Genomic DNA, 25229 nt, shown 5'->3' with positions numbered 1-25229 from the left:
AGACGCGGTGCGAAACAGCAGGAACTGCTTCGCATCCGGGAGGGGTTAAACGAACGCCAGCGACAGCGGTTCAGCAATGTACGCCGGTTTTTCCGATCCTTCTATTTCCAGGGTGGCTGTGGCCTTGAGCAGCCATTGGCCGGGTTTCTTTTCGATGACTTCAGTCAGGTCGACCTTGAGCCGGACTTTGGAGTTGACCTTGACTGGCTGGATGAAACGCACGCTGTCCAGTCCATAGTTGACGACCATTTTCAGACCTTCAGGCAATACCAGAAGGTCTTCCATCAATTTCGGGATCAGCGACAGCGACAAAAAGCCGTGGGCGATTGTGCTGCCAAACGGCGTTTGCGCCGCCTTCACCGGATCAACATGGATGAACTGATAATCGCCAGTGGCTTCGGCGAACAGGTTGATGCGGTCTTGATCGATCGTGAGCCATTCGGAACGTCCGAGTTCCTTGCCGACATAATCTTTGAGCTCTGCAACTGGAACATAGGGCATTGAGACTCTCCTTGGGTTCATCGGTTTTATAGTTTTTTAAATGATGGGGTTGGCCCCCTGGCAACCACTTTAGATCATCATGGCCACTTGCTCCGGTCAACCACTTATGGTTTTTGCGAATGCCGGTTCATAGCACGCGGCATGCTTATAATGCCCGGCGCGTTTTTTGCGGGAGACGATGAATGTTGTTACGCGGCCTGACCTGGCTGGTGCTGTTTCAATTGCTCGGCACGGCCATCAATCACCTGTTTTTGCCGGTTCTGCCTGGGCCGATTGTGGGGCTGCTGCTGTTGCTGGCGTTTCTGATTTCGCGTGGCGAGGTCGCTGAACCGTTGAGCCTGGCGGCCAGCAGTTTGTTACGTTATTTGCCATTGCTGCTGGTACCGCCTGCGGTAGGGGTGATGGTTTATGCCGCCGACATTGCCGCGGACTTCTGGGCGATCGTCGGCGCGCTGGTGTTGTCGCTGGTGATCTCCATGGCTTTCGTCGGAGTGCTGATGAACAAGTTGGTCAAGCGCCAGGCGCGTCGGGAGGATACCCAATGACCTTCAATTGGCAGGGGGCCCTGGCGGCGGTCATTCATCACCCGTTGTTTGGCATAGGCATTACCTTGGGCGCCTACCAACTGGTGTTGGCGGCGTTCGAGAAAACCCGATGGATATTTTTGCAACCGGTGCTGGTGTCGATGCTGCTGGTGATCGGCGTACTGGTCGGTTGCGGTCTGACCTACACCGAATACCGCAAAAGTACCGAGATCCTCAGCATCCTGCTGGGGCCGGCAACGGTTGCCCTGGCGGTACCGCTCTATCTCAATCTGCGGCGGATTCGGCAGCTGTTCTGGCCGATATTTACTACGCTGGTGATAGGTGGTGTGGTGGCGACAGGCCTCGGTGTGTTTCTGGGCTGGTGGTTCGGCACCGGACACATGGTTCTGATGACCATGGCACCCAAGTCGGTGACCTCGCCAATCGCCATGTTGGTGGCTGAACAGATTGGGGGTGTCGCGGCATTGGCGGCGGTTTTCGTGTTGATCACCGGGGTGATCGGGGCGATTTTCGGTCCGGGTCTTTTGACTCGTTTAGGTGTCCATAGCCCTGAAGCCCGCGGTATGGCGTTGGGCATGACGGCGCATGCGGTCGGCACCTCGGTGGCGTTGCAGGAAAGTGAAGAATGTGGCGCTTTCGCCGCGTTGGCGATGAGTTTGATGGGTGTAGCCACGGCGGTGTTCCTGCCGTTGGCAGTGTCGATGGTGGTTTAAGGAAACCTTTATGAGTCTGGCGCTATTCCCTCTGAACACGGTGTTGTTTCCAGGGTGCATCCTCGACTTGCAGATCTTCGAGGCGCGTTATCTGGACATGATCGGTCGCTGCATGAAACAGGGCGGTGGCTTTGGCGTAGTGTGCATTGTCGAAGGCGATGAAGTCGGTGTCGCCCCCGAGGGCTATGCCCGGGTCGGGTGCGAGGCGGTGATCACCGACTTCAAGCAGCAGGACAACGGCCTGCTGGGGATTCGTGTGGAAGGCCGGCGTCGGTTTCGCGTGCTGAGCGCCGAGGTCCAGCGCGATCAGCTGACCGTGGCCGAGATCGAGTGGCTGGGCGAGCTGCCCGAGAAGCCCTTGCAGAATGAAGATGCCGACTTGATCGCTTTGCTCAAGGCATTGGCCGAGCACCCGATGGTCGAAGCGTTGAACATGGGTACCGAGGCAACGGGCCAGCAATCATTGGCCAATCAGCTGGCTTATCTGTTGCCCTTTTCCGAACTGGACAAGATCGATCTGCTGCAACTGGACGATCCGCAACAACGCCTGGACGCGATCCAGGCGTTGCTTGATGAATTGCAGGGGGAGTTGTTTGCCTAGCCTTTGACCCTGGTGTGATCGTTCCCACGCTCCTGCGTGGGAATGCCTTGCTCGACGCTCGGTGTCCGCTCTTGAATGTGACGCAGAGCGTCACAGGCTGCATTCCCACGCAGAGCGTGGGAACGATCGAACTCCACAACCAAGCGTATGGCTTCCGCTTTTTCCTCAGAGGTAACAACCCGATATCCCATGACGCTTCCTTAGGTCGACACTCCTACATCATGGTCCAAAAACATTGAGCCACAACAGCCTCGCTCCTACGGGTATTGCGCGGTCCTTGTAGCAGCGAGGCTTGCCCGCGAAGACGTCCTCATGGCTCGCATGGATTTCGATGGGAGCCCAATCCGCAAGCTCGTCTCAATACGCATACCGCGCCATCGCATAAGGCAAATGCCACAGCGCGAAGAAACCAAACAACGCTACCAGCGCCGGCAGTACCAGCCACCAGACTTTGCGCGGCATTACGCCCAAGGGGCGCTGGCGTTGGCTCAGGGCCAGGCTGGCCGCGCAGAAGCAGGCGGCGAGCATGGCGCCTGCCAGGATATCTGTCGGCCAATGGGCGCCGAGATACACCCGCGACAATGCGATCGACGCCGCAGGCAAACAACCCAGCAGCAGCCAGGTCAGGCGCATCCGCGGTGGCTGGCCGCGTCCGGCGAGTACCGCCAGAGTCAGGAACAGGGCGAACGAACCGGAGCTGTGGCCGCTGGGCATGCTGTAGCTGGTCAGCGGATCAGTCAGCACTTCCGGGCGCATGCGGGCGAAAAACCACTTGGTCGCGGTATTGGCCAGGGCGGTGCACAGTAGCGTGGCGCCGGCGAAGGTAGCGTGTCGCCATTGCCGGGTGGCCAGCAGCAGGATCGTCACCAGAGCGCTGGCCAGCAGCATCGTGCGAAATTCGCCGAGCTGTGTCAGGGCCACCATCACCTCATCCATCGACGAGCTGCGGTGTTCTTGTACCAGCGTCATCACGCCATGATCGAGCTGAGCCAAGTATGGATAGCCGATAAACAGTCCTGCCAGAATCATCAGGCTCAGGCCTGTTATCAGCAGCGTGACCTTGCGGTGGCGGCGCAGTGTACTGTTGATGCTCAGACCCACCAGCACCGCGATGCTGCCCGCGACGATCCCGGCTTGTGGCCAGAACCCTTCGGGCAACGGCAGGCGAATCGCTGCGCCAGTGGCCCAGCCTGGCAGCAAATAGGCAACCGTCCAGCCTGCTGCGGCCAGCACGCTGACGGCAATAAAACGTGGAAACGGCATGTCGAACATCCCGGCAACCATCGGCAGCATCGGTCGCAACGGGCCAATAAAGCGCCCGACCAGCAGGCTGGCGATGCCATAGCGCTGGAAATACGCCTCGGCGCCGCTGATCCACTCGGGGTGATGGCGCAGCCCCGGCAGGCGACGAATGTTCTGGTGGAAGCGTCTGCCGAGCAAATAAGACGCCGCGTCGCCAAGCAAGCCACCGAGAAAACCCATTAGCAGGGTCTCGCCCAGGGACAGCGCGCCACTGCCGGCCAGCACGGTGATGGCAAATAACAATACCGTGCCCGGCACGATCAGCCCGGCAATCGCCAGGCACTCCACGCACGTCACTATGAAGACCGCCGCGGCCAGCCATTGCGGGTTTGCCGTCAACCAGCCGGTCAGGCTATCGAGCCATGGGCCCATCGATTCAACTCCATTGGATTGGTGTCATATTGGCACTGCCTACGGCTGCGATCTTTTGATCTGGCTTTTGTACGTGCCAGAGAGAAGATCGCAGGCGTCGCCAGCCCCTACAGGTTTCAGATCAGAAAATAGTCGCAACCTTCGACCTGGCCACGGCGTAGCGGGTTTCGGGTGCAATAAGGCGCGTAGGCGGCATCGACGAAGCGGTACATCAAGTGTTCGTCGCGCCCGTGCGGGATGCCCAGACGAGTAGTTTGAATGACGTGCGCCGGTGGCGTGCCGACATCTTCGACAAACAGCAACTCATGATCGAAGCGTTTGGCATCCCAGGCGGGTACTTTCAGGCCGAGTGCCTTGCATAGCAGGGTCTGGCCGGCGCAGAGCTTCTGCGACGGGCGCGGTCGACCATTGGCGTCGGGGTTGTTCAAGAGCATTTGTGCCAGGCTCGCGGGGCCGGACAACTCGTCGACCCACGGATAGGCCGATTTGATCAGGACGGCATTACCCGGCCCGTGCGCACTGAAGTTCAGCGAATCGCCGCCACGGGCGTAGTACATATAGATGTGGCCGCCATCCAGAAACAAAGCCTTACGTTTTTCCGTGTAGCCAAGGGAGGCATGGCTGCCTTTCTCGGCACAGTAATAGGCTTCGGTCTCAATGATTCGCGCCGAAAGCCAGAGATTACCGACCCGATGGCGGATGACTTTACCCAGTAAATCGCGAGCAAGTATCTGAGCGTCTCGGTTGAAAAACTGGTCAGGCAGGGCGTTGGGCGGGTTCTCGGTGATCAGATTGGACATGATGGCCAAGGGCAATTCGGCTAAATGTGACCGAATGATAACAACTTAAGCCTTAATCGAGGCTGAACAGTGGGTATTTGCACCCCATTTCGACCATCCGCCCGTCACCGCTGTTAGTAGGAGAGCGCGACAGCTATAATCTGCCGCTTTCCTCTTTGCCAAGATCATAGAGACCATGACTGAGTCCGTTCTTGACTACATGACCCGTTTGGGTCGCGCTGCCCGCGAAGCCTCCCGCGTGATCGGCCGTGCCAGCACCGCGCAGAAAAACCGCGCGCTGCACGCTGCCGCCGCGGCTTTGGATGCCGCTCGCGCCGAGTTGACCACCGCTAATGAACTGGACCTGGCCGCTGGTCGGGCCAACGGTCTTGAGCCGGCCATGCTTGAGCGTCTGGCGCTGACTCCGGCACGGATCGACAGCATGATTGTCGGTTTGCGTCAGGTGGCCAGCCTGCCGGACCCGGTTGGCGCGATCCGCGACATGAGCTATCGGCCATCGGGTATTCAAGTCGGCAAGATGCGCGTGCCGCTGGGCGTCGTGGGAATCATCTATGAGTCGCGTCCGAACGTGACCATCGACGCCGCGAGCCTGTGCCTGAAGTCGGGCAACGCAACCATCTTGCGTGGTGGCTCGGAAGCCATTCATTCCAACCGCGCAATCGCCGCGTGCATTCAGCGTGGCCTGGCCGAAGCCGGGTTGCCGGCTGCCGTGGTGCAAGTGGTTGAAGTCACTGATCGCGCAGCCGTTGGCGCGCTGATCACCATGCCCGAATACGTCGACGTGATCGTGCCCCGTGGCGGCAAGGGCCTGATCGAGCGCGTCAGCCGTGACGCCCGCGTGCCGGTGATCAAGCACCTGGACGGCATCTGCCACATTTATGTCAGTGCCCACGCCGAATTGCCCAAGGCCCAGCGCATCGCGTTCAACGCCAAGACTTATCGTTATGGCATCTGCGGCGCCATGGAAACCTTGCTGGTCGATCAGGCGGTGGCCACCGATTTCTTGCCGGCGATGGCCGAACAGTTCCGCGCCAAGGGTGTCGAGCTTCGGGGTTGCGAGCGAACTCGCGCAGTCATCGACGTGGTCGCGGCAACCGAAGAAGACTGGAACACCGAATACCTGGCACCGATCCTGTCGATCCGCGTGGTCGACGGGCTGGATGAGGCCATCGAACATATCAACCATTACGGCTCCCATCACACCGACTCGATCGTTACCGAGCATCAGGGCGAGGCCCGGCGTTTTGTTGCTGAGGTCGACTCCAGTTCCGTGATGATCAACACCCCGACCTGCTTCGCCGATGGCTTCGAGTATGGATTAGGTGCGGAGATTGGCATTTCTACTGATAAGCTGCACGCCCGCGGTCCGGTGGGGCTCGAAGGTTTGACGTGCGAGAAGTACATCGTGGTCGGTGATGGCCAGTTGCGCGGTCAGGAGTCGGTCTGACTTGGCCGATAAACGCCAGTCAGCTACCGTGACCCCAAGCGAACCCCTGCCTCGACGCATTGGCGTGCTGGGCGGGACCTTCGACCCGGTACACATCGGCCATTTGCGCGGTGCACTGGAGGTTGCCGAATCGCTGGCGCTCGATGAGCTGCGTCTGACACCCAGTGCCAGGCCGCCGCATCGGGATACGCCACAGGTTTCGGCCCCCGACCGTCTGGCGATGGTCGAATATGCGGTAGCGGGCGTTGCACCGTTGGTGGTGGACGCTCGTGAGCTGCAACGGGACAAACCGTCCTACACTATCGACACCCTGGAACTGATGCGGGCCGAGTTGGCCGCTGATGACCAGTTATTTCTACTTTTGGGCTGGGACGCATTTTGCGGCCTGCCCACTTGGCATCGCTGGGAAGAGTTGCTCCAGTATTGCCACATCCTGGTGCTGCAACGCCCGGATGCCGACAGCGAACCGCCGGATGCCCTGCGCAACCTGCTGGCAGCGCGCTCGGTGAGCGACCCGCTGGCCCTCAAGGGGCCGAGCGGACACATTGCATTCGTCTGGCAGACGCCGCTCGCGGTATCCGCCACCCAGATCCGTCAACTGCTGGCCAGCGGTAAGTCGGTACGTTTCCTGGTGCCTGACGCGGTCCTGGCCTACATCGATGCGCACGGACTTTACCGTGCGTCGAACTGAAAAGGAGCGCTTCAAGGCACGAATAAACGTGTATTGAAGCGCCCGAACATACGAGCTGAACGAGTTTTATATGACGAACAAAGTACAAATTAGCGGCGAAGAAGTAGTCAAACTGACAGTAGCGGCTCTGGAAGACGTCAAAGCGGTAGATATCCACGTAATCGATGTGCGTGAAAAACACAGCATCACCGATTACATGATCATCGCGACCGGTACCTCTTCTCGCCAGATCAACGCGATGCTCGACAAGGTTCGCGAAGAAGTGAAAAAGCATGGCCTTAAGCCGTTGGGCGAAGAAGGCAAAGGCAACAGCGACTGGGTTCTGCTGGACCTGGACATCGTCATCGTGCACATGATGACCGCCTCTGCACGTCAGTTCTATGACCTTGAGCGTCTGTGGTCTGGCGCTGAACAGAGCCGTGCTCTGAACGCTGCTCACCACAGCCCGGAAAACTCCCACGAGCACTTCATCAAGCTCAACCGCGACCAGGAATAAGGGGCCGCTGTGCGACTGCGTCTGATCGCCGTCGGTTCCCGCATGCCCAAATGGGTGGAAGAAGGCTGGCATGAGTATGCCAAGCGTCTGCCATCCGAGCTGGCGCTGGAGCTGGTGGAAATACCGCTCAACACCCGTGGCAAGAACGCTGACGTGGCGCGCTTCATTCGCCAGGAGGGCGAAGCCATGCTGGCCAAGGTCGGCCCGAACGAGCGCGTCGTTACCCTCGAAGTGCACGGCAAGCCCTGGAGCACCGAGCAACTGGCGGTCGAGCTCGATCGCTGGCGGCTGGATTCGCGTACGGTGAATTTCATGGTCGGCGGCCCCGAGGGGTTGGCGCCTGAAGTCTGCGCGCGGGCCGATCAGCGCTGGTCGCTGTCGCCGCTGACCTTGCCGCATCCGCTGGTGCGGATTCTGATCGGTGAACAGCTGTATCGCGCCTGGACAGTGCTGTCCGGGCACCCTTACCACAAGTAGTTCAGCGCCCTCATGTCTCAGCCGATCCGCATCAAGGACCACGAGAAAGACGCCCGTCTGGTGCGTGGCCGGGTCGTGTTCGGTGCAATTGCGGTGGTAACGCTGATCGGTGTGCTGATCGCGCGGCTGTATTTCCTTCAGGTGATCCAGTACGAGTATCACTCCACGCTGTCGGAGAACAATCGCGTTCATGTGCAGCCGATTCCGCCGTCTCGCGGGATGATCTTCGACCGCAATGGCGTTGTGGTGGCCGATAATCGGCCCAGCTTCAGCCTGAGCATGACCCGCGAGCGTTCGGGTGACTGGAAGCAAGTGCTCGATGTGATCGTTGAAGTGCTGCAACTGACGCCCGAAGACCGGGTGGTCTTCGAAAAACGCATGAAGCAGGGGCGCCGACCGTTTGAGCCGGTGCCGATCCTGTTCGAGCTGACGGAAGAGCAGATCGCCCGGATTGCGGTGAATCAGTTCCGCCTGCCGGGCGTCGAAGTGGTTGCGCAGCTGGTGCGCCACTATCCGCAGGGCGCGCATTTTGCCCACTCGGTCGGGTACATGGGGCGGATCAACGAGAAAGAGCTCAAGACTCTGGATCCGGTGGGTTACAGCGGCACCCATCAAATTGGCAAAACCGGCATCGAGCGCTTTTACGAGCCTGAATTGCACGGTCAGGTCGGTTACGAAGAAGTCGAGACCAATGCCCGTGGTCGCGTGTTGCGGGTACTCAAGCGTACCGATCCGATTCCCGGCAAGGACATTGTCCTGAGCCTGGACATCAAATTGCAGGAGGCCGCCGAACTCGCCCTGGGCGGTCGACGTGGCGCGGTGGTGGCTCTGGACCCGAATACCGGCGAGGTTCTGGCGATGGTCAGCCAGCCGAGTTTCGATCCGAACCTGTTTGTCACCGGCATCAGCTTCAAGGCTTACGCCGAGTTGCGCGACTCCATCGATCGCCCACTGTTCAACCGGGTCCTGCGCGGTCTGTATCCGCCGGGGTCGACGATCAAACCGGCGGTGGCGATTGCCGGGCTGGACTCTGGCGTGGTCACCGCCTCGACCCGGGTCTTCGACCCGGGTTACTACATGTTGCCCAACTACGACCACAAGTACCGGAACTGGAACCGCACCGGTGACGGCTATGTGGATCTGGATACGGCGATCATGCGTTCCAACGACACCTACTTTTACGACCTGGCGCACAAGCTGGGGATCGATCGGTTGTCCTCTTACCTGGGCAAATTCGGCATCGGTCAGAAAGTTTCCCTGGACATGTTCGAAGAGTCGCCAGGGCTGATGCCAACGCGTGAATGGAAGCGGATTACCCGTCGTCAGGCCTGGTTCCCGGGCGAGACGCTGATTCTGGGTATCGGTCAGGGCTACATGCAGTCGACGCCGTTGCAATTGGCTCAGGCCACGGCGTTGGTGGCCAACAAGGGCAAGTGGAATCGCCCGCATCTGGCGAAAACCATCGAAGGTGAGAAACCGGTCGATGCGAACCCGATGGCGGACATCGTCCTGCGCGATCCGTCCGACTGGATGAAGGTCAATCACGGTATGCAGCAGGTGATGCACGGTGCCCGCGGTACCGCGCGCAAGGCTGCCATCGGCTCGCCATACCGGATTGCCGGCAAAAGCGGTACGGCCCAGGTGGTGGCGATCAAGCAGGGCGAGAAGTACGACCGTTCCAAGGTTCAGGAGCGTCACCGCGACCACGCCTTGTTCGTCGGTTTTGCTCCGGCCGATAACCCGAAAATCACAGTGGCGGTCATGGTCGAGAACGGCGAGTCCGGCTCCGGCGTCGCCGCACCGGTAGTGCGTCAGGTGATGGATGCCTGGCTACTGGGCCAGAACGGCCAGCTCAAGCCTGAGTTTGCCAGCCCTACAAGCGCGGAGGCTACGGCCCGTGAAGAGTAACTTTGATCGCATCCTCTCCAGTGAGGATGTGATGCGTCGCCGCGCGACGCTATTGCAACGCATGCACATTGATGGTCCCTTGCTGATCCTGCTGCTGACGCTCGCGGCGGGCAGTCTGTTCGTGCTGTATTCGGCCAGTGGCAAGAGCTGGGATCTGCTGATCAAACAGGCCACCTCGTTTGGCATCGGTCTGGTGTCGATGGTCATCATTGCTCAGCTGGAGCCCAGGTTCATGGCGCGTTGGGTGCCACTGGCCTATGTGCTGGGTGTCGTATTGTTGGTGGTGGTGGACGTCATGGGCCACAACGCCATGGGCGCCACACGCTGGATCAACATTCCCGGGGTGATCCGCTTCCAGCCCTCGGAATTCATGAAGATCATCATGCCGGCGACCATCGCCTGGTACCTGGCCAAGCGCACCTTGCCTCCGCAACTCAAGCATGTGGGTATCAGCCTGATGCTGATCGGGGTTCCGTTCATCCTGATCGTGCGCCAGCCCGACCTTGGCACCTCGTTGCTGATTCTGGCGGGCGGCGCGTTCGTGCTGTTCATGGGCGGCCTGCGCTGGCGCTGGATCCTCAGCGTGATCGCCGCAACCGTTCCCGTGGCGATCGCCATGTGGTTCTTCATCATGCATGACTACCAGAAGCAGCGGATCCTGACCTTCCTCGATCCGGAGAGTGACCCGCTCGGCACCGGCTGGAACATCATTCAGTCCAAAGCCGCCATCGGTTCAGGTGGCGTATTCGGTAAAGGCTGGCTGCTCGGTACCCAGTCCCATCTGGACTTTTTGCCGGAAAGCCACACCGACTTCATCATCGCGGTCATGGGCGAGGAGTTCGGTCTGGTGGGCATCTGTGCGTTGTTGCTGATCTATTTGCTGTTGATCGGCCGTGGGCTGGTGATTACCGCTCAGGCGCAGACATTGTTCGGCAAATTGCTCGCCGGCAGCCTGACCATGACGTTTTTTGTTTACGTTTTCGTCAACATCGGTATGGTCAGCGGCCTGTTGCCGGTAGTGGGGGTGCCATTGCCATTCATTAGCTATGGAGGAACTTCGCTGGTGACGCTGCTGTCAGCGTTTGGGGTTTTGATGTCGATCCATACCCATCGTAAGTGGATCGCGCAGGTTTGAATAAGGTGAAGATTTCAATGCAGGTAATGCGTCGCTGGGCTGCTCGATACGCTCCGTGGGTCGGTCTGGTAGGCATTCTTGGTGCGGCGCAGGAAGCGTTGGCCGGCGATTATGAAGGTTCGCCGCAAGTGGCCGAATTCGTCGGTGAAATGACCCGCGACTATGGTTTCGCCGGGGAACAGCTGATGGGCGTGTTCCGTGAAGCCGAGCGCAAACAATCGATTCTCGACGCGATTTCCCGGCCTGCCGAGCGGGTCAAGCAGTGGAAGGAATACCGCCCGATGTTCATCACCGACGCGCGCATCGCCCGCGGTGTGGATTTCTGGCGTCAACACGAAGCTGCCCTGGCCCGTGCCGAGCAGGAGTATGGGGTTCCGGCTCAGGTGATCGTGTCGATCATCGGCGTTGAAACCTTCTTCGGCCGCAATACCGGCAACTATCGGGTGATCGACGCCTTGTCGACCCTGAGCTTTGACTACCCGCCACGCGCCGAATTCTTCCGCAAAGAGTTGCGTGAGTTCCTGCTGCTGGCCCGTGAAGAACAGCTCGACCCGTTGACCCTCAAGGGCTCTTACGCCGGTGCCATGGGTTTACCGCAATTCATGCCGAGCAGCTTTCGCGCCTATGCTGTGGATTTCGACGGTGATGGCCACATTAATATCTGGACCAACCCTGACGATGCCATCGGCAGCGTTGCCAGTTACTTCAAGCGTCACGGCTGGGTCGCCGGCGAGACGGTGGTCAGCCAGGCCACAGTGCGTGGCGATCAGGTCGACGATGGGTTGAGCCCGGGAATCGAGCCGGTCAAAACGGTCGGGGAGTTGCGGGCGCTGGGCTGGTCAAGTCATGATGCGCTGCGCGATGATATGCCGGTCACGGCTTTTCGCCTGGAAGGCGACAATGGTCCAGAATACTGGATGGGTCTGAATAATTTTTACACAATCACGCGCTATAACCGCAGCGTGATGTACGCCATGGCCGTGCATCAGCTGTCTGAACTGCTGGTCCAAGCACGGGGCGTCAAGTAATGCGGGCAATGCCGATTCGTAAACCCCTGAAGCTGATGGCTTTCGCCGCGCTATCGTTGCTGGTGGTCAGTTGCTCGACCAGTCGCTCACCGCAGCAGAAATCATCGTCCGGCGTTCGCGCAATGCCCGGTCTGGATATCAATCGCGCCCATAAAGACGGCGCGCCGTGGTGGGATGTCGATATTTCGCGCATTCCGGACGCCACGCCTACCTTGCACCAAGGGCCCTACAAGGCCAACCCGTACACGGTGCTGGGCAAAAACTACTTTCCGATGAACGAGTCGAAGAACTATGTCGCCTCGGGCACGGCGTCCTGGTACGGCACCAAGTTTCACGGCCAGAACACCGCCAACGGCGAAGTCTATGACTTGTACGGCATGAGTGCCGCGCACAAGACCCTGCCGTTGCCGAGTTATGTCCGGGTGACCAACCTGGACAACAACAAGAGCGTGATTCTACGAGTCAACGATCGTGGGCCGTTCTACTCGGACCGGATCATCGACTTGTCTTACGCTGCTGCCAAGAAGCTCGGCTATGCCGAAATCGGCACCGCGCGGGTCAAGGTCGAGGGCATTGACCCTCAAGAGTGGTGGGCCCAGCGCGGCCGGCCGGCACCGTTGATGCTGAACGAACCGCAAGTGGCGCAATCTGCCGCGCCCGTGCTGACGGCTTCGGCCGGCACGGTCGAGCAATGGACGCCGCCACCACAGCAACATGCCGCGGCCGTTGTGCCCGCGCAGCTGGATGCGAAAAAAAGCGCTTCTGCACAAGCCTCTGGCCAGTATCTTCAGGTGGGCGCCTTCGCCAACCCGGACGCTGCAGAACTGCTGAGGTCGAAGCTGAGCGGGATGGTGCAGGCCCCGGTCTTCATCAGCTCGATCGTACGCAATCAACAGACGCTACATCGGGTACGCCTGGGGCCAATCGGTACTCAGGGTGAAATCCAGCAAGTGCAAAACAGCGTTCGACTGGCCAATCTCGGCCAGCCTAGCGTCGTAACAGCAGAATAAGTGACATCGGATTGAGGGCCTGGCCTTTGCAGGGTCGGGTTCCGGTTGTTGGCTCGTCGAACAACAAAAGCTCGTGAAGGGCCATAGAGTGAGCAACTGAACACGCGACAACCGGGTAACGGTTGTCAGATTAGTTTTGCCCGTGCGGGCAAGTTTCCATTAGCAATTTCGAGAGACGGATGAACATCACCACCTTTGCCAAACGCCTGTGCCTGCTTGTCCCGCTGATCATCACACCTGCTGCGTGGGCGGCAGAGATGATGCCGTCGCCACCGCAACTGGCTGCCAAGGCCTATGTGCTCATGGACGCCAGCAGCGGTAACGTGCTGGTCGAGAACAATGGTGACCAGCGCCTGCCACCGGCCAGCCTGACCAAACTGATGACGGCCTACATCGCGACCCTGGAAATCCGTCGCGGCCAGATCGGCGAAAACGATCCGGTGACCGTCAGCGAGAACGCCTGGCGTACCGGTGGTTCGCGGATGTTCATCAAGGTCGGCTCTCAGGTAACGGTCAGCGACCTGCTGCACGGCATCATCATTCAGTCGGGTAACGACGCCAGTGTTGCGCTCTCCGAGCACATCGCCGGTAGCGAAGACGCGTTCGCCGACATGATGAATAAAACCGTCGCCGATCTGGGCATGAGCAACAGTCACTTCATGAACCCGACCGGTCTGCCGAACCCGGAGCACTACTCGTCGGCCCACGACATGGCGCTGCTGGCCCGCGCGATCATCCACGAAGATCCGGCTCACTACGCGATCTACTCGCAGAAAGAGTTCTTCTGGAACGGCATCAAGCAACCGAACCGCAACCTGCTGCTGTGGCGTGACAAGACCGTCGATGGTCTGAAAACCGGTCACACCGATGAAGCCGGCTACTGCATGGTGTCGTCGGCAGTACGTGAGGGCATGCGTTTGATCGCTGTGGTGTTCGGCACCAACAGCGAAACGGCTCGTGCTGCTGAAACCCAGAAGCTGTTGACTTACGGTTTCCGTTTCTTCGAAACCCAGACCTTCTACCAGAAGGGCGCCGAGCTGGCTCAGGCTCCAGTCTGGAAAGGCACCACCAATCAGGTTAAAGCCGGTTTGGCTGAAGACCTGACCATGACCATGCCTAAAGGTCAGTTGAAGAAACTGGCTGCGAGCATGAGCATGAACCCGCACCTGGTTGCGCCGATCGCCAAGGGTGACGTGATTGGTAAAGTCGAAGTGAAACTGGACGATAAAGTCGTGCACAGTGCCGACCTGATCGCACTGGACGCTGTTGACGAAGGTGGTATCTTCCGCCGCATGTGGGATAGCATCCGTCTATTCTTCTACGGCTTGTTCAACTGATTAGTGTGGACCTGCATGGCTGCGTTCCAATCTGGAGCGGGGCCATGTCCGTTGCCACGGCTTACGAGGCCGTTACGCCATGACAGACACCGAAGTAAAGGCGCCAAAGATCGAATTTCCCAACGTTGATTATCCGGTTAAGGTGATCAGCGATACGGGTGTAGGCAACAAAGACAAGATCATCGAGATCGTCCAGAAACACGCGACGATCAACCATGACCGTGTGGATGAGCGCCAAAGCACCAACGGCAAGTACACCACGATTCAGTTGCACATCGTCGCCACCGACCAGGACCAGCTGTACAACATCAACAGCGAGTTGCGTGCGACCGGTTTTGTGCACATGGTGTTGTGATGTCCGAACCGCTGGGCTTTCGCGAGCTCGGCCAGCTGGCTTACGAGCCGGTCTGGCATGCCATGCAACGGTTCACCAACGAGCGCGGCAGCGACCGCGCCGATGAAATCTGGCTGGTCGAGCACCCGCCGGTTTTCACCCAGGGCCAGGCCGGCAAGGCTGAGCATCTGCTGCTCCCCGGCGATATTCCGGTGGTGCAGGTTGACCGTGGTGGTCAAGTGACTTACCACGGCCCGGGTCAGTTGGTGGCTTATCTGCTGCTGGACGTGCGCAAGCTGGGTTTCGGCGTGCGCGACCTGGTCAGCCGGATGGAGCAGTGCCTGATCGAGCTGCTGGCCAGCTACGGCGTAACCGCTGTAGCCAAGGCCGATGCACCGGGCGTCTACGTCAACGGTGCAAAAATCGCTTCTCTGGGTCTGCGGATCCGCCACGGTTGCTCCTTTCATGGCCTGGCCCTGAACGTGGATATGGACCTGGAGCCGTTTCGACGGATTAACCCCTGTGGATACGCCGGGCTGGCCATGACCCAGCTGCGCGATCACACCGGGCCGATTGAATTTGCCGAGGTAAGTGCCCGGCTGCGTGCGCAGCTTGTCAAGCACCTCGACTATGCTGAGCAGACGACCCTAACGGGCGGAATCGACTGATATGACTACTGCGCAAGACGCTGTGCAAACCATGATCCCGACGCTGGATGTTACCGAGCGCCCGGCCCCGCGTGCCAAAGTGGAAGCTGGCGTAAAGCTGCGCGGTGCCGAAAAGGTTGCGCGCATTCCGGTGAAGATCATTCCGACCACCGAGTTGCCGAAAAAGCCTGACTGGATCCGCGTACGCATCCCGGTTTCCCCGGAAGTCGACCGCATCAAGGCCCTGCTGCGTAAACACAAGCTGCACAGCGTCTGCGAAGAAGCGTCCTGCCCGAACCTGGGTGAGTGTTTCTCCGGTGGCACCGCGACCTTCATGATCATGGGCGACATCTGTACCCGTCGTTGCCCGTTCTGCGATGTTGGCCACGGTCGTCCGAAGCCACTGGACATCAACGAGCCGCAAAGCCTGGCCATCGCCATCGCCGACCTGCGTCTGAAGTACGTGGTGATCACCTCGGTAGACCGCGACGACCTGCGTGACGGCGGTGCCCAGCACTTCGCCGACTGCATCCGCGAAATCCGCAAGTTGTCGCCGGATGTACAGCTCGAAACCCTGGTCCCGGACTACCGTGGCCGGATGGACGTGGCGTTGGAAATCACCGCCGCCGAGCCGCCGGATGTGTTCAACCACAACCTGGAAACCGTACCGCGCCTGTACAAGGCTGCACGTCCGGGTTCCGATTACCAGTGGTCGCTGACCTTGCTGCAGAAGTTCAAGCAAATGATGCCCCATATTCCGACCAAGTCTGGCTTGATGCTGGGGCTGGGCGAAACCGATGAAGAAGTCATCGAAGTCATGAAGCGCATGCGCGAACACGACATCGACATGCTGACTCTCGGCCAGTACCTGCAACCCTCGCGCAACCACTTGCCGGTCCAGCGCTTCGTGCACCCGGATGTGTTCGCCTGGTTTGCCGAAGAAGGCTACAAAATGGGCTTCAAGAACGTTGCGTCGGGCCCGCTGGTGCGTTCCTCGTACCATGCCGACGAACAGGCGAAACTGGTTAAGGCCGAGTTGATGTCGTCCTGATCGACAATGCCCGCAAGGCTTACGCGTTGCGGGCATTTTTGTTCCCGGGCACTGACCACGGTGACACGTCACATTCAGTCATTTCCCGCCTCTTGCGAGGCGGCTGACCCTCTTTTGTTTGTTCCCGTTCCTGACTACTGTGTGTTGAAACATTCACGCAGGGAGAATCACGGATGACCACTCGCTCGACCCCTATTGTTTGCGAGCACGCTCCGGTCCCGGCATTGCCTGCCGAAGGGTTGATCGGCGTTATTGCACCGGCAGGGCCGGCGGCACTGGATACCGAAAAGGCCCTTCAATGGATGCATGCACGGGGGTATTCGCTACGGATTTTCCCGGGCGCCCTGGAGACAGACGGCTACCTGGCGGGCAGCGACGACGTTCGCCTGAAGGATCTGCATGATGCTTTTGCCGACACAGCCATCGATGCCATCCTCTGTCTGCGTGGTGGTTATGGCAGCCCCCGGTTGCTGGACCGAATCGATTTCGAGCTGCTGCGATGCAACGCAAAGCCGTTTGTCGGCTACAGCGACATCACTGCGCTGCACCTGGCCATCAGTCGCTACGCAGGTTTTGTGACCTTTCACGGGCCGATGCTCAATGCCGATCTGCTGGGGGACAAACAGCAGCCCACTGAGTCATCGCTGTTCAGCCTGCTCAGCGGGCAGCTGGAGGCCGGAAGCCTGTTGGCACACCCAATGGCCTACCCCTTGACGACGATCGAGCCAGGTGTCGCTCATGGACGTTTGCTGGGCGGCAACCTGTCGATGATCGCTGCGTCCATGGGCACGCCCTATGAGATTGATGCCGAAGGCGTGATTCTGTTCATCGAGGACGTCAACGAGCCGCTGTACCGCATCGACCGGTTGCTGACCCAGCTGCGCCTGGCCGGAACCCTTGGCAAGTTGCGTGGGGTGCTGGTGGGCGATGTGGCGGGGGTGGATGGCGAGGCGTTGGCGCGGTTGCTCAAGCAAACCTTTGAACCGTTGCGTATTCCGGTGTTGGCTGGCTGGTGCAGCGGCCATTGCGATCCCAACCTGACGCTGCCCATGGGCGCACTGGTCCGGCTGGATGCGGGGCGCAAGGAGCTGGTGCTGGAGCAGGATGTGGTAATCAAACCTTAAATTTTCGCTGTCTGGCAGGCCGCTATCGCGAGCAAGCCCGCACTCTTCAGCGAACACAGCGTTTGTGTGCGACCTGAATCCCGTGTGGGGGCTTGCTCGCGATGCGGTTGTAGCCATAAGGCTGACTAGCGGTTACGCAAACTTTCCAACAGCTTATGCGTCGGATAGCCATCAGCCGGCAAGCCAAAAGATTGCTGTGCGGTGCGAATCGCCTTGCGGGTATTGGCGCCGATGATGCCGTCGGCATTGCCTGCATCGTAGCTGTTGGCGCTCAGCAGGTTTTGCAGCTCGATCCGCTCGGAGCGGCTCAATGGCAGGTCATCTTTCGGCCATTCGCCGCTGATCAGGCCGGCACCGTTAAAACGCTCGGACAGCAGGCTTACAGCCAAGGCATAAGACGACGAATTGTTGTACTTGAGAACGGCGCGGAAGTTGTCGAGGATCAGGAACGCCGGACCGCGATAACCCGCTGGCAGCAACAGGGCTGCGGACAGTTGTTCGGAACCGAGCGGTACCTTCACACCGCTGGGGAGTTTAAGCCCCAATTGCAGCCACTCGGCGACTGTCTTGCGGATCGAGCCATCGGCCAGTGCATAGTCGAAACCGGGCGCCATTTGTACTTCGAACCCCCACGGCTGACCTTTCTGCCAGCCGGAGCTTTGCAGGTAGTGAGCGGTCGAGGCCAGGGCGTCGGTCGGGCTGCCCCAGATATCGCGTCGACCATCACCGTCGAAGTCCACCGCGTGGGTGTTGTAGGTGGTCGGCATGAACTGGGTTTGCCCCATGGCGCCGGCCCAGGAGCCGAGCATCTTCTCGGGCTCGATATCACCCTGCTGGAGAATCTGCAGAGCTGCCAGCAATTGGCTGTGGGCAAACTCTGGCCGCCGGCCTTCGTAGGCCAGGGTCGCCAGTGAACGGATCACCGACTTGTCACCCTGGAAGCTGCCGAAGTTACTTTCCATACCCCAGACCGCTACCAGTGCCTGGCGATCAACGCCATAACGTTGCTCGATGCTTTGCAGGATCCCGGCATATTGGTTGAGCAGTGCCTGGCCCTTACGTACTCGCGAGGCAGACAGTGCGCCGTCGAGGTATTCCCAGACCGGACGAGCGAATTCCGGTTGGCTGCGGTCGGCGCGGATTACGCTCATGTCCGGCGTGATACCCGCGAAGGCCCGGTCGAAAAGGTCGGGGTTGATGCCAGCGGCCAGGGCGTCTTTGCGAAAGGCTGCCAGCCATTCGGCGAAAGTCTGCGCTGGCTGAATGTCCAGGTCCTCGCCAGTCTGGGCGATTGGAGGAGTAACGGCGGGAGCGGGGGCAGCAGGAGCGGTCTGAAGCGGTTGGGCGTCGGCGGCGGTCGGTTTTTCCGCGCAGGCGACTAACAGAACAAGGCTGGAGGCAGCAATCAATTGGCGTAAGTGCCAACGACGGGAAATACAAAAGGGCATGCACAGGTCCAGAGAATACGAATCAGGTGTCGACCTTATCACGCCGAGGGATTCTCTGCCTTCAAGCGGCCAGAAAGTAAGAAGCCTCCCAGCTTTTAGACTGGAAGGCTTCGCGGCGGTAGCTGCCTTTGCCCTTGCCGGCTCGTTCCTGACGGCTGCGGAACAGTGGCTGGGCGATGATGGATTTGGCCTTGTTGGGGCCATGCTTTGATGGCTTGCTCATGGTGAGTTCTCTACTGTGGATGGCTTTTGCGGTGCAGATCATCGGACAGAGTCGAGATTCTGTCCAGCCCCTACAATGTGTAGGACCATTCGTCCGTTTCCGAGCGCGGACCGGCCCGGCGGGAGCAAGCTCCCTCGCCACTATGTCCGATCACTCGGCCGGCAATGCCAACCGCTGGCCGGCCATCAACAATGACAACCGACTCAGGCTCATCCACGGTGAGCCCGCGGCCTGACCTTTGATCTGCGCATCGATACGCTGGGCATCGAGCAGCAGTTGTCCCCAACGCTGGGCTGAGTGACGTTGCAGGGCTTTGCTCATCAGGGGCCTGCGTTTGTCCCAGACCGGTGGCCGCGCCAAGCCGAAGGCTTTGTCCAGCGGCACCCCTTGGCTGTATTGCAGCGACAGGTTGGCCAGCAGGCGCAGCTCTCGGGCCAGGGCCCAGAGAATCACCGGCGGTTCGACGCCTTCGCCGCGCAGGCCTTCGAGCATGCGCAAGGCGTGGGCGGCTTCACCGTTGAGAATCGCATCCACCAGCCCGAAGACATCGAAGCGTGCACTGTCGGCAACCGCGGCTTGCACCGTATCGACGGTGATCTGACCACCTTCAGCCATCAGTTTGAGCTTTTCAATTTCCTGCGCGGCGGCCAGCAGGTTGCCTTCCACTCGCGCGGCAATCAGTTCGACAGCGTCCTGGCTGGCGGAAAGACCGGCCTGAGACAAGCGTTGACGAATCCATTGTGGCAGCTGGCTGGCATCCACCGGCCAGATCTGCACGAACTGGGTTTGCTGGCCTTCGATCAGCGCTTTGCCCCACTTGGTTTTCTGCGCACTGGCGTCGAGCTTGGGCAGACTGATCAGCAGCAGGGTGTCTTCGGCAGGGCGTGAGCAGTATTCAATGAACGCAGCAGCGCCTTTATCACCGGGCTTGCCAGAAGGCAGGCGCAGTTCCAATAAGCGCTTTTCGGCGAAGAGCGACATGCTGGCGCCCGCTTGCAGCAGCGTGCCCCAATCGAAGCTGGCATCGGCGCTGAACACCTGGCGCTCATCGAAGCCTTGCTGGCGGGCAGCAGAACGGATGGCATCGGCGGCTTCCTGGCACAGCAACGGGTCATCGCCACTGATAATGTACACAGGCGCAAGGTTGCCTTGCAGATGTTTGGCGAGCTGGGCGGGGGCAAGTTTCATAAGAAGAGGCGAACGGGGCGCTGGAGCGCCCCGTAAGGCTTACTGGTTCTGCAATTGCAGAGGCGATTGGCGAGGCGTTTCCGCTTCAGCCTTTTGTGCCGCTTTCAGTGCTTCGGCGTCAGCCTTGGCTCTGGCATCCGCGGTTTGCTGCAGTTTATCCAGTTGTTCCGGGCTCAGCTGTTGCAGACGCAGCACCATGCGCTGTACGAGGTCACGACGCATTTCCTGACGTGTTTCGGCCGCTTCCTGGTCGGAACCTACCAGGTTGTTACCGTCGTGGAGGAAGACTTTCTGCACTTGCAACTTGTCACTGAGTAACGACAGATTATCGTGACCCTGAATATCGTAGTACAGCACGGTGGTCAGCTCGTATTCGGCCGAGCGGCCTGCACCGGCATAGCTGAGGGCGCGCTGGGATTCCTGTTCATCAGTCAGCGTCAGCTTGTACGGCGCGCCGGCGTAGACTTTGACGCCGCTGTTCTGAAGTACCTGATGCAGTTGCGTGACGGTCTCACCGTAGGCGTTGCGGGCATTCAAGTCGAGTTCTTTGATAGCGAGCTCGGTGGTGCCGGTGCCGCGCAGCTGGAAGCCGCAGGCGCTCAGCAGTACCGCGAGGCCCATAACCAGCAGATTGCGTTTGATCATCTTGGTGCTCCCCTTCAAACCATGTGGGTCGACTGTGCGGCCCTGGAGGATTTGTTCGGCGCCAGGTCAGCGACCTGGCGCCTGATCCAATTAGCTAGCGACGATATTGACCAGTTTGCCGGGCACTACGATCACTTTACGAATAGTCAGGCCTTCGGTGAAACGCAGCACGTTTTCATTGGTCCGCGCAGCGGCTTCAACTTCTTCGCGGCTGGCGCTGGCAGGCATTTCGATCTGACCGCGCAGCTTGCCGTTGACCTGAATCACCAGTTGCAGGCTGTCCTGCACCAGCGCGCTGTCATCCAGAACCGGCCAGCCGGCGTCGATCACTGGATCGGCGTGACCCAGTCGATGCCACAGTTCATGGCTGATGTGCGGCGTGATGGGCGCCAGCAACAGGGCAACGGTTTCCAGGCCTTCGTGAATCAGCGCGCGATCCTGATCGGTGCCTTGCGGGGCTTTTTCCAGCACGTTCATCAGGGTCATCACCTGAGCGATGGCGGTGTTGAATTTGTGGTACTGGCCGACGTCCTGGCTGGCCTGTTTGATTGCCAGGTGGATAGCCCGACGAATGACTTTTTGTTCGTCGTTCAGCGTACCGAGATCCAGTGCGCCCGGCAGGCCTTGGCCAACGTGGGTCTGCGCCAGGCGCCAGACACGCTTGAGGAATCGGTGCGAGCCCTCGACGCCGGAGTCGGACCACTCCAGGCTCATGTCGGGCGGCGAGGCGAACATCATGAACAGGCGGCAGGTGTCAGCGCCGTACTGGTCGATCATCGACTGCGGGTCAACGCCGTTGTTTTTCGACTTGGCCATCTTCTCGGTGCCGCCGATTTCGACGGGCAGGCCGTCGCTGATCAGCTTGGCACCAATGATCTTGGCCTTGCTGTCGCGCTCGAGTTCAACGTCCGCCGGGTTGTACCAGGTGAAGCTGCCATTGGCTTCGCGACGGTAGTAAGTCTCGGCGATCACCATGCCCTGGGTCAGCAGGTTCTTGAATGGCTCGTTGGAGCTGACCAAGCCTTCGTCGCGCATCAGTTTGTGGAAGAAGCGCGCGTAGAGCAGGTGAAGAATGGCGTGTTCGATGCCGCCGATGTATTGATCGACCGGCAGCCAGTGGTTGGCAGCAGCCGGGTCGACCAAACCACCTTCGTAATGCGGCGAGGCGTAACGGGCGTAGTACCAGGACGACTCGACGAAGGTGTCCATGGTGTCGGTTTCACGCTTGGCCGGTTTGCCGCATTTCGGGCAGCTGCATTCATAGAACTCGGGCATGCGCGCCAAAGGCGAACCGGCGCCGTCGGGTACGACGTCTTCGGGCAGCACGACAGGCAGCTGGTCTTCCGGTACCGGCACGTCACCGCAGGTATCGCAGTGGATGATCGGGATCGGGCAGCCCCAGTAACGCTGACGGCTGATGCCCCAGTCGCGCAGACGGAACTGGGTGCGCGAGGCGCCGAGGTTTTTCTTGATCAGGGCAACTTCCATGGCGTCGAACGCGCCAGCGAAGTCCAGGCCGTCGAATTCACCGGAATTGATCAGCGTGCCGTATTCGCCGTAGGCGTCTTGCCATGGGGCCGGGTTCTCGTCGCCTGCGCTGGTGCGCACCACGGATTTTATCGGCAGACCGTACTTGGTGGCGAATTCGAAGTCACGCTCATCGTGAGCCGGCACAGCCATAACCGCACCATCGCCGTAGTGCATCAGCACGTAGTTGGCGACCCAGACCGGCAGCTTTTCGCCGGTCAACGGGTGCTCGACGAACAGCGAGGTCGGCAGGCCTTTTTTCTCCTGGGTGGCAACGTCGGCTTCGGCCACGCTGCCGCCTTTGCATTCAGCAATGAACGCTTGCAGTTCAGGGTTGTTCTGCGCCGCCAGGGTCGCCAGGTGGTGCTCGGCTGCGACGGCAACGTAGGTCGCGCCCATCAGGGTGTCCGGACGGGTGGTGAAGACTTTCAGTGCGCCGGCTTCGCCAATCGAGTCGACGTTGTATGGGAACTGCACTTCCATGCCGCGGGATTTGCCGATCCAGTTGCGCTGCATGGTTTTGACTTGCTCAGGCCAGCCTGGCAAATCGTCGAGACTCTCCAGCAACTCGTCCGCGTAGGCGGTGATCTTGAAGTAGTACATCGGGATTTCGCGCTTCTCGATCAGCGCGCCGGAACGCCAGCCGCGACCATCAATCACCTGTTCGTTGGCCAGAACGGTCTGGTCTACCGGGTCCCAGTTGACGGTGCCGTTCTTGCGATAGATCACGCCTTTTTCGAACAGGCGAGTGAACAGCCATTGTTCCCAGCGATAGTAATCAGGTTTGCAGGTGGTGACTTCGCGCGACCAGTCGACCGCCAGGCCCAGGCTTCGCAGCTGGGTCTTCATGTAGGCGATGTTTTCGTAAGTCCACTTGGCCGGTGCGACGTTGTTTTTCATCGCGGCGTTTTCTGCCGGCATGCCGAAGGCATCCCAACCCATGGGTTGCAGGACGTTTTTGCCTTGCATGCGCTGATAGCGGGAAATCACGTCGCCGATGGTGTAGTTGCGCACATGCCCCATGTGTAGCTTGCCGCTGGGGTAAGGGAACATCGACAGGCAGTAGAACGTCTCCTTGCCTGGCTGTTCACTGACTTCAAAGGACTTTTGCTCGTCCCAGAACGACTGGGCGGCGGCTTCGATTTCACGGGGCTGATATTGTTCGTGCATGGCTACTTTTGAACTGAATAGGGGTGGCCTAATCCTCTTCAATGCGACGCTGGGCGGTGACGACGCCAAATGTGGCGTTTTCGGTGCCCAGTCGAGCTGGAAGTGGAGTTACAGGAAGCGCCGTAGCATACATGACCGCGCTCTACCGAGGGAAACCCTGATTGCACCCGGCAGGGCCTCAGGGGCCGTTGGTCGCGGCAGCAGGCCGGTTTTCTCAGTGGGACTAAGCTCTTAAAGGGGAGTGAGTCTTATGTTCAATGAGGTGAACGGATGGTTGAGTCGCAGCGAAAAGAAACAAAACCCGAGTTGTACGAACGGCTGATTGATCGTCTTGGTCTGGCCCTGGATGCGGCAAGAACGGCAGGCCAGTTGCGCGATGAACGTCCTGTCGAGTTGGAGTTGCGTGGTTTGAGTCGCGCTGAGTTTGAGTTGATCAAGGCCTATCTGGACCGCAGCATACGTGAGGCACATTCAAACGTGTTGGAAGCCGTAAAACATAAAGAAGTACCACATACGGCCAAAATCATCTGGTTGAGAGGCAAAGCACCTGTTGGGGACGCGGCAAAACTCCGGTCCCAGCTGTTCAAATAAGAGTCTGCAGCCCCGCTCAAGTGCATTGCATGACGTCACACGTTCAGGCTTTTCGATTGAAATGCCTACAGAACCTGTTGTTGCTTTGCTTCAACCCACTTAGGCTTCGGGCATCTTTGGAGATGCTCGATGCCTTTTCGTTATTTCGTCAAACAACTTTTTTTGCCGCCCGGCATTTTTTTGCTGTTGCTTCTGGCTGCCTGGTGGTTCCGTCGCTCCCGACCCCGCTTGGCAGGCGCTTTTTTTGCGCTGGGGGTTGGTGGTTTCTGGTTGATGAGTTTGCCGGTTGTCGTGGAATGGAGTGCTCGGGCGCTTGAGCGCGATCCGCCACTGGCCCGTAGCGAATGGGCGACGCTGGCCGAGCGCGCGGATGCGATTGTGGTCTTGGGCTCGGGCCGGGAACGGGGCGATCCGGCGTGGGGCTCTGACCAGCCTACCGGCGTGGGGCTGGAGCGCGAGCGTTACGCGGCCCGCCTGGCCAAGGCATCGGGTTTGCCGGTGTTGACCAGTGGCGGCTTGCATTACGGAACGCCGCCCACTGAGGCGGCAATGATGGCCGAGTCCATGCAAGATGATTTTGGTGTGGCGGTCAGTTGGCAGGAAGGGCGCAGTCGCACGACCTGGGAGAACGCTCAGTTCAGCGCTGAGGTGCTTGTGCCGCAGGGTATCAAACGGGTGGTTGTGGTGACCCAGGCCTGGCATATGCCGCGTTCGGTGTGGAGTTTCGAACGGGCAGGTTTCACCGTCGTGGCTGCACCGGTGGGCTTTTTGGGTGTTGATAATGCCCAGCCGTTCGGAGGCTGGATGCCCGAGTTCAAGTCGATTTGGCAAAGTGGCCTGTTGCTGAATGAGGCCGTAGGGCAGATCGGTTATTCGTTGTTCTACCGCTGAAAGTCAAAAGATCGTCCGAACGCGTTC

26 protein-coding genes are annotated in these 25229 nt (G+C 59.7%); 18 read left to right on the top strand and 8 right to left on the bottom strand.

The features are described 5' to 3' along the window. Positions 1–45: 45 nt before the first annotated feature. The gene (locus AC07O1_RS13695; RefSeq protein WP_495012487.1) at positions 46–501 is read right to left on the bottom strand and encodes a MaoC family dehydratase; all 456 of its coding nucleotides are present in this window, start codon (positions 499–501) and stop codon (positions 46–48) included. A 182-nt stretch (positions 502–683) separates the two neighbouring features. On the opposite strand from AC07O1_RS13695, the gene AC07O1_RS13690 reads away from it, so the two are divergent. Genes AC07O1_RS13690 through AC07O1_RS13680 form a run of 3 tightly spaced genes read left to right on the top strand, consistent with a single transcriptional unit; the run spans position 684 to position 2360 of the window. Beyond that, positions 684–1046, top strand: coding sequence for a CidA/LrgA family protein (locus tag AC07O1_RS13690; RefSeq protein ID WP_494995017.1), 363 nt, complete (start codon positions 684–686; stop codon positions 1044–1046). Beyond that, positions 1043–1759, top strand: a complete 717-nt coding sequence (locus AC07O1_RS13685; RefSeq protein ID WP_494995018.1) for an LrgB family protein — start codon at positions 1043–1045, stop codon at positions 1757–1759. Before AC07O1_RS13690 ends, AC07O1_RS13685 begins: the two co-directional genes overlap by 4 nt. Positions 1760–1769: 10 nt before the next feature. Beyond that, on the top strand, positions 1770–2360 hold the full coding sequence (locus AC07O1_RS13680; protein WP_494995019.1) for an LON peptidase substrate-binding domain-containing protein: 591 nt from the start codon (positions 1770–1772) through the stop codon (positions 2358–2360). 357 nt (positions 2361–2717) lie between these two features. Here the strand turns inward: AC07O1_RS13680 and AC07O1_RS13675 are convergent, their stop codons facing one another. Both AC07O1_RS13675 and AC07O1_RS13670 read right to left on the bottom strand, forming a co-directional pair. After that, the gene (locus tag AC07O1_RS13675) at positions 2718–4034 is read right to left on the bottom strand and encodes a bifunctional DedA family/phosphatase PAP2 family protein (protein ID WP_495089082.1); all 1317 of its coding nucleotides are present in this window, start codon (positions 4032–4034) and stop codon (positions 2718–2720) included. A gap of 116 nt (positions 4035–4150) precedes the next feature. Continuing rightward, complete coding sequence (locus tag AC07O1_RS13670) at positions 4151–4834, bottom strand: DNA-3-methyladenine glycosylase (RefSeq protein WP_494995021.1); 684 nt, start codon at positions 4832–4834, stop codon at positions 4151–4153. 175 nt (positions 4835–5009) lie between these two features. On the opposite strand from AC07O1_RS13670, the gene AC07O1_RS13665 reads away from it, so the two are divergent. The 13 genes from AC07O1_RS13665 (at position 5010) to AC07O1_RS13605 (ending at position 17519) form a co-directional block, all read left to right on the top strand. Further along, positions 5010–6281, top strand: coding sequence for a glutamate-5-semialdehyde dehydrogenase (locus AC07O1_RS13665; protein ID WP_495089081.1), 1272 nt, complete (start codon positions 5010–5012; stop codon positions 6279–6281). 46 nt (positions 6282–6327) lie between these two features. After that, positions 6328–6972 (top strand): nicotinate-nucleotide adenylyltransferase, encoded by a 645-nt coding sequence (gene nadD, locus AC07O1_RS13660; protein WP_495089122.1) that lies wholly within the window; start codon positions 6328–6330, stop codon positions 6970–6972. Between the two features lie 70 nt (positions 6973–7042). Beyond that, the gene (gene rsfS / locus AC07O1_RS13655; RefSeq protein WP_494995023.1) at positions 7043–7468 is read left to right on the top strand and encodes a ribosome silencing factor; all 426 of its coding nucleotides are present in this window, start codon (positions 7043–7045) and stop codon (positions 7466–7468) included. A 9-nt stretch (positions 7469–7477) separates the two neighbouring features. Then, positions 7478–7945: a 23S rRNA (pseudouridine(1915)-N(3))-methyltransferase RlmH gene (gene rlmH, locus AC07O1_RS13650; protein WP_007937439.1), complete on the top strand. Its 468-nt coding sequence runs from the start codon at positions 7478–7480 to the stop codon at positions 7943–7945. 12 nt (positions 7946–7957) lie between these two features. Then, on the top strand, positions 7958–9853 hold the full coding sequence (gene mrdA / locus AC07O1_RS13645; protein WP_494995024.1) for a penicillin-binding protein 2: 1896 nt from the start codon (positions 7958–7960) through the stop codon (positions 9851–9853). A gap of 31 nt (positions 9854–9884) precedes the next feature. Continuing rightward, a complete protein-coding gene (gene rodA, locus AC07O1_RS13640) occupies positions 9885–10988 on the top strand; it encodes a rod shape-determining protein RodA (RefSeq protein WP_494995085.1) in 1104 nt (367 codons plus the stop codon). Positions 10989–11005: 17 nt separating this feature from the next. Continuing rightward, positions 11006–12016, top strand: coding sequence for a lytic murein transglycosylase B (mltB, locus tag AC07O1_RS13635; protein ID WP_495089080.1), 1011 nt, complete (start codon positions 11006–11008; stop codon positions 12014–12016). Then, positions 12016–13026: a septal ring lytic transglycosylase RlpA family protein gene (locus tag AC07O1_RS13630; protein WP_495012491.1), complete on the top strand. Its 1011-nt coding sequence runs from the start codon at positions 12016–12018 to the stop codon at positions 13024–13026. Before mltB ends, AC07O1_RS13630 begins: the two co-directional genes overlap by 1 nt. Positions 13027–13205: 179 nt before the next feature. Next, positions 13206–14363 (top strand): D-alanyl-D-alanine carboxypeptidase family protein, encoded by a 1158-nt coding sequence (locus tag AC07O1_RS13625; protein ID WP_495012492.1) that lies wholly within the window; start codon positions 13206–13208, stop codon positions 14361–14363. A 79-nt stretch (positions 14364–14442) separates the two neighbouring features. After that, on the top strand, positions 14443–14718 hold the full coding sequence (locus AC07O1_RS13620; protein ID WP_495089079.1) for a DUF493 domain-containing protein: 276 nt from the start codon (positions 14443–14445) through the stop codon (positions 14716–14718). Then, positions 14718–15365, top strand: coding sequence for a lipoyl(octanoyl) transferase LipB (gene lipB / locus AC07O1_RS13615; RefSeq protein WP_054594204.1), 648 nt, complete (start codon positions 14718–14720; stop codon positions 15363–15365). Before AC07O1_RS13620 ends, lipB begins: the two co-directional genes overlap by 1 nt. A gap of 31 nt (positions 15366–15396) precedes the next feature. After that, positions 15397–16395 carry a lipoyl synthase gene (gene lipA, locus AC07O1_RS13610; protein WP_495089121.1) on the top strand — a complete coding sequence of 333 codons (999 nt, stop codon included), beginning with the start codon at positions 15397–15399 and terminating at the stop codon, positions 16393–16395. A 173-nt stretch (positions 16396–16568) separates the two neighbouring features. Further along, positions 16569–17519 carry a S66 peptidase family protein gene (locus AC07O1_RS13605; protein ID WP_495089078.1) on the top strand — a complete coding sequence of 317 codons (951 nt, stop codon included), beginning with the start codon at positions 16569–16571 and terminating at the stop codon, positions 17517–17519. A 125-nt stretch (positions 17520–17644) separates the two neighbouring features. On the opposite strand, the gene AC07O1_RS13600 is transcribed toward AC07O1_RS13605, so the two are convergent. The 5 genes from AC07O1_RS13600 to leuS all read right to left on the bottom strand — a co-directional run bounded on the left by AC07O1_RS13600 (position 17645) and on the right by leuS (position 23720). Beyond that, positions 17645–18967, bottom strand: a complete 1323-nt coding sequence (locus AC07O1_RS13600; RefSeq protein WP_495089077.1) for a lytic murein transglycosylase — start codon at positions 18965–18967, stop codon at positions 17645–17647. Between the two features lie 61 nt (positions 18968–19028). Further along, positions 19029–19190 (bottom strand): alternative ribosome rescue factor ArfA, encoded by a 162-nt coding sequence (gene arfA / locus AC07O1_RS13595; protein WP_494995030.1) that lies wholly within the window; start codon positions 19188–19190, stop codon positions 19029–19031. Positions 19191–19340: 150 nt separating this feature from the next. After that, a complete protein-coding gene (gene holA / locus AC07O1_RS13590; protein WP_495089076.1) occupies positions 19341–20378 on the bottom strand; it encodes a DNA polymerase III subunit delta in 1038 nt (345 codons plus the stop codon). Positions 20379–20417: 39 nt separating this feature from the next. Continuing rightward, positions 20418–21023, bottom strand: coding sequence for an LPS-assembly lipoprotein LptE (locus AC07O1_RS13585; RefSeq protein WP_495089075.1), 606 nt, complete (start codon positions 21021–21023; stop codon positions 20418–20420). 90 nt (positions 21024–21113) lie between these two features. Beyond that, complete coding sequence (gene leuS, locus AC07O1_RS13580) at positions 21114–23720, bottom strand: leucine--tRNA ligase (protein ID WP_494995033.1); 2607 nt, start codon at positions 23718–23720, stop codon at positions 21114–21116. Between the two features lie 270 nt (positions 23721–23990). Here leuS and AC07O1_RS13575 point away from each other — a divergent pair, with 270 nt between their 5' ends. Together AC07O1_RS13575 and AC07O1_RS13570 are read left to right on the top strand one after the other, a co-directional pair. Then, positions 23991–24311 carry a hypothetical protein gene (locus tag AC07O1_RS13575; RefSeq protein WP_494995034.1) on the top strand — a complete coding sequence of 107 codons (321 nt, stop codon included), beginning with the start codon at positions 23991–23993 and terminating at the stop codon, positions 24309–24311. Between the two features lie 129 nt (positions 24312–24440). Then, entirely contained in the window at positions 24441–25202 is a 762-nt protein-coding gene (locus tag AC07O1_RS13570) for a YdcF family protein (protein ID WP_495012496.1), read from the top strand. Positions 25203–25229: the final 27 nt, after the last annotated feature.

The sequence above is a fragment of the Pseudomonas sp. GW821-FHT07G10 genome, assembly GCF_059418545.1.
The sequence above is the reverse complement of the archived record's forward strand: the minus strand, read 5'-3'. Positions and strand labels throughout refer to the sequence as shown.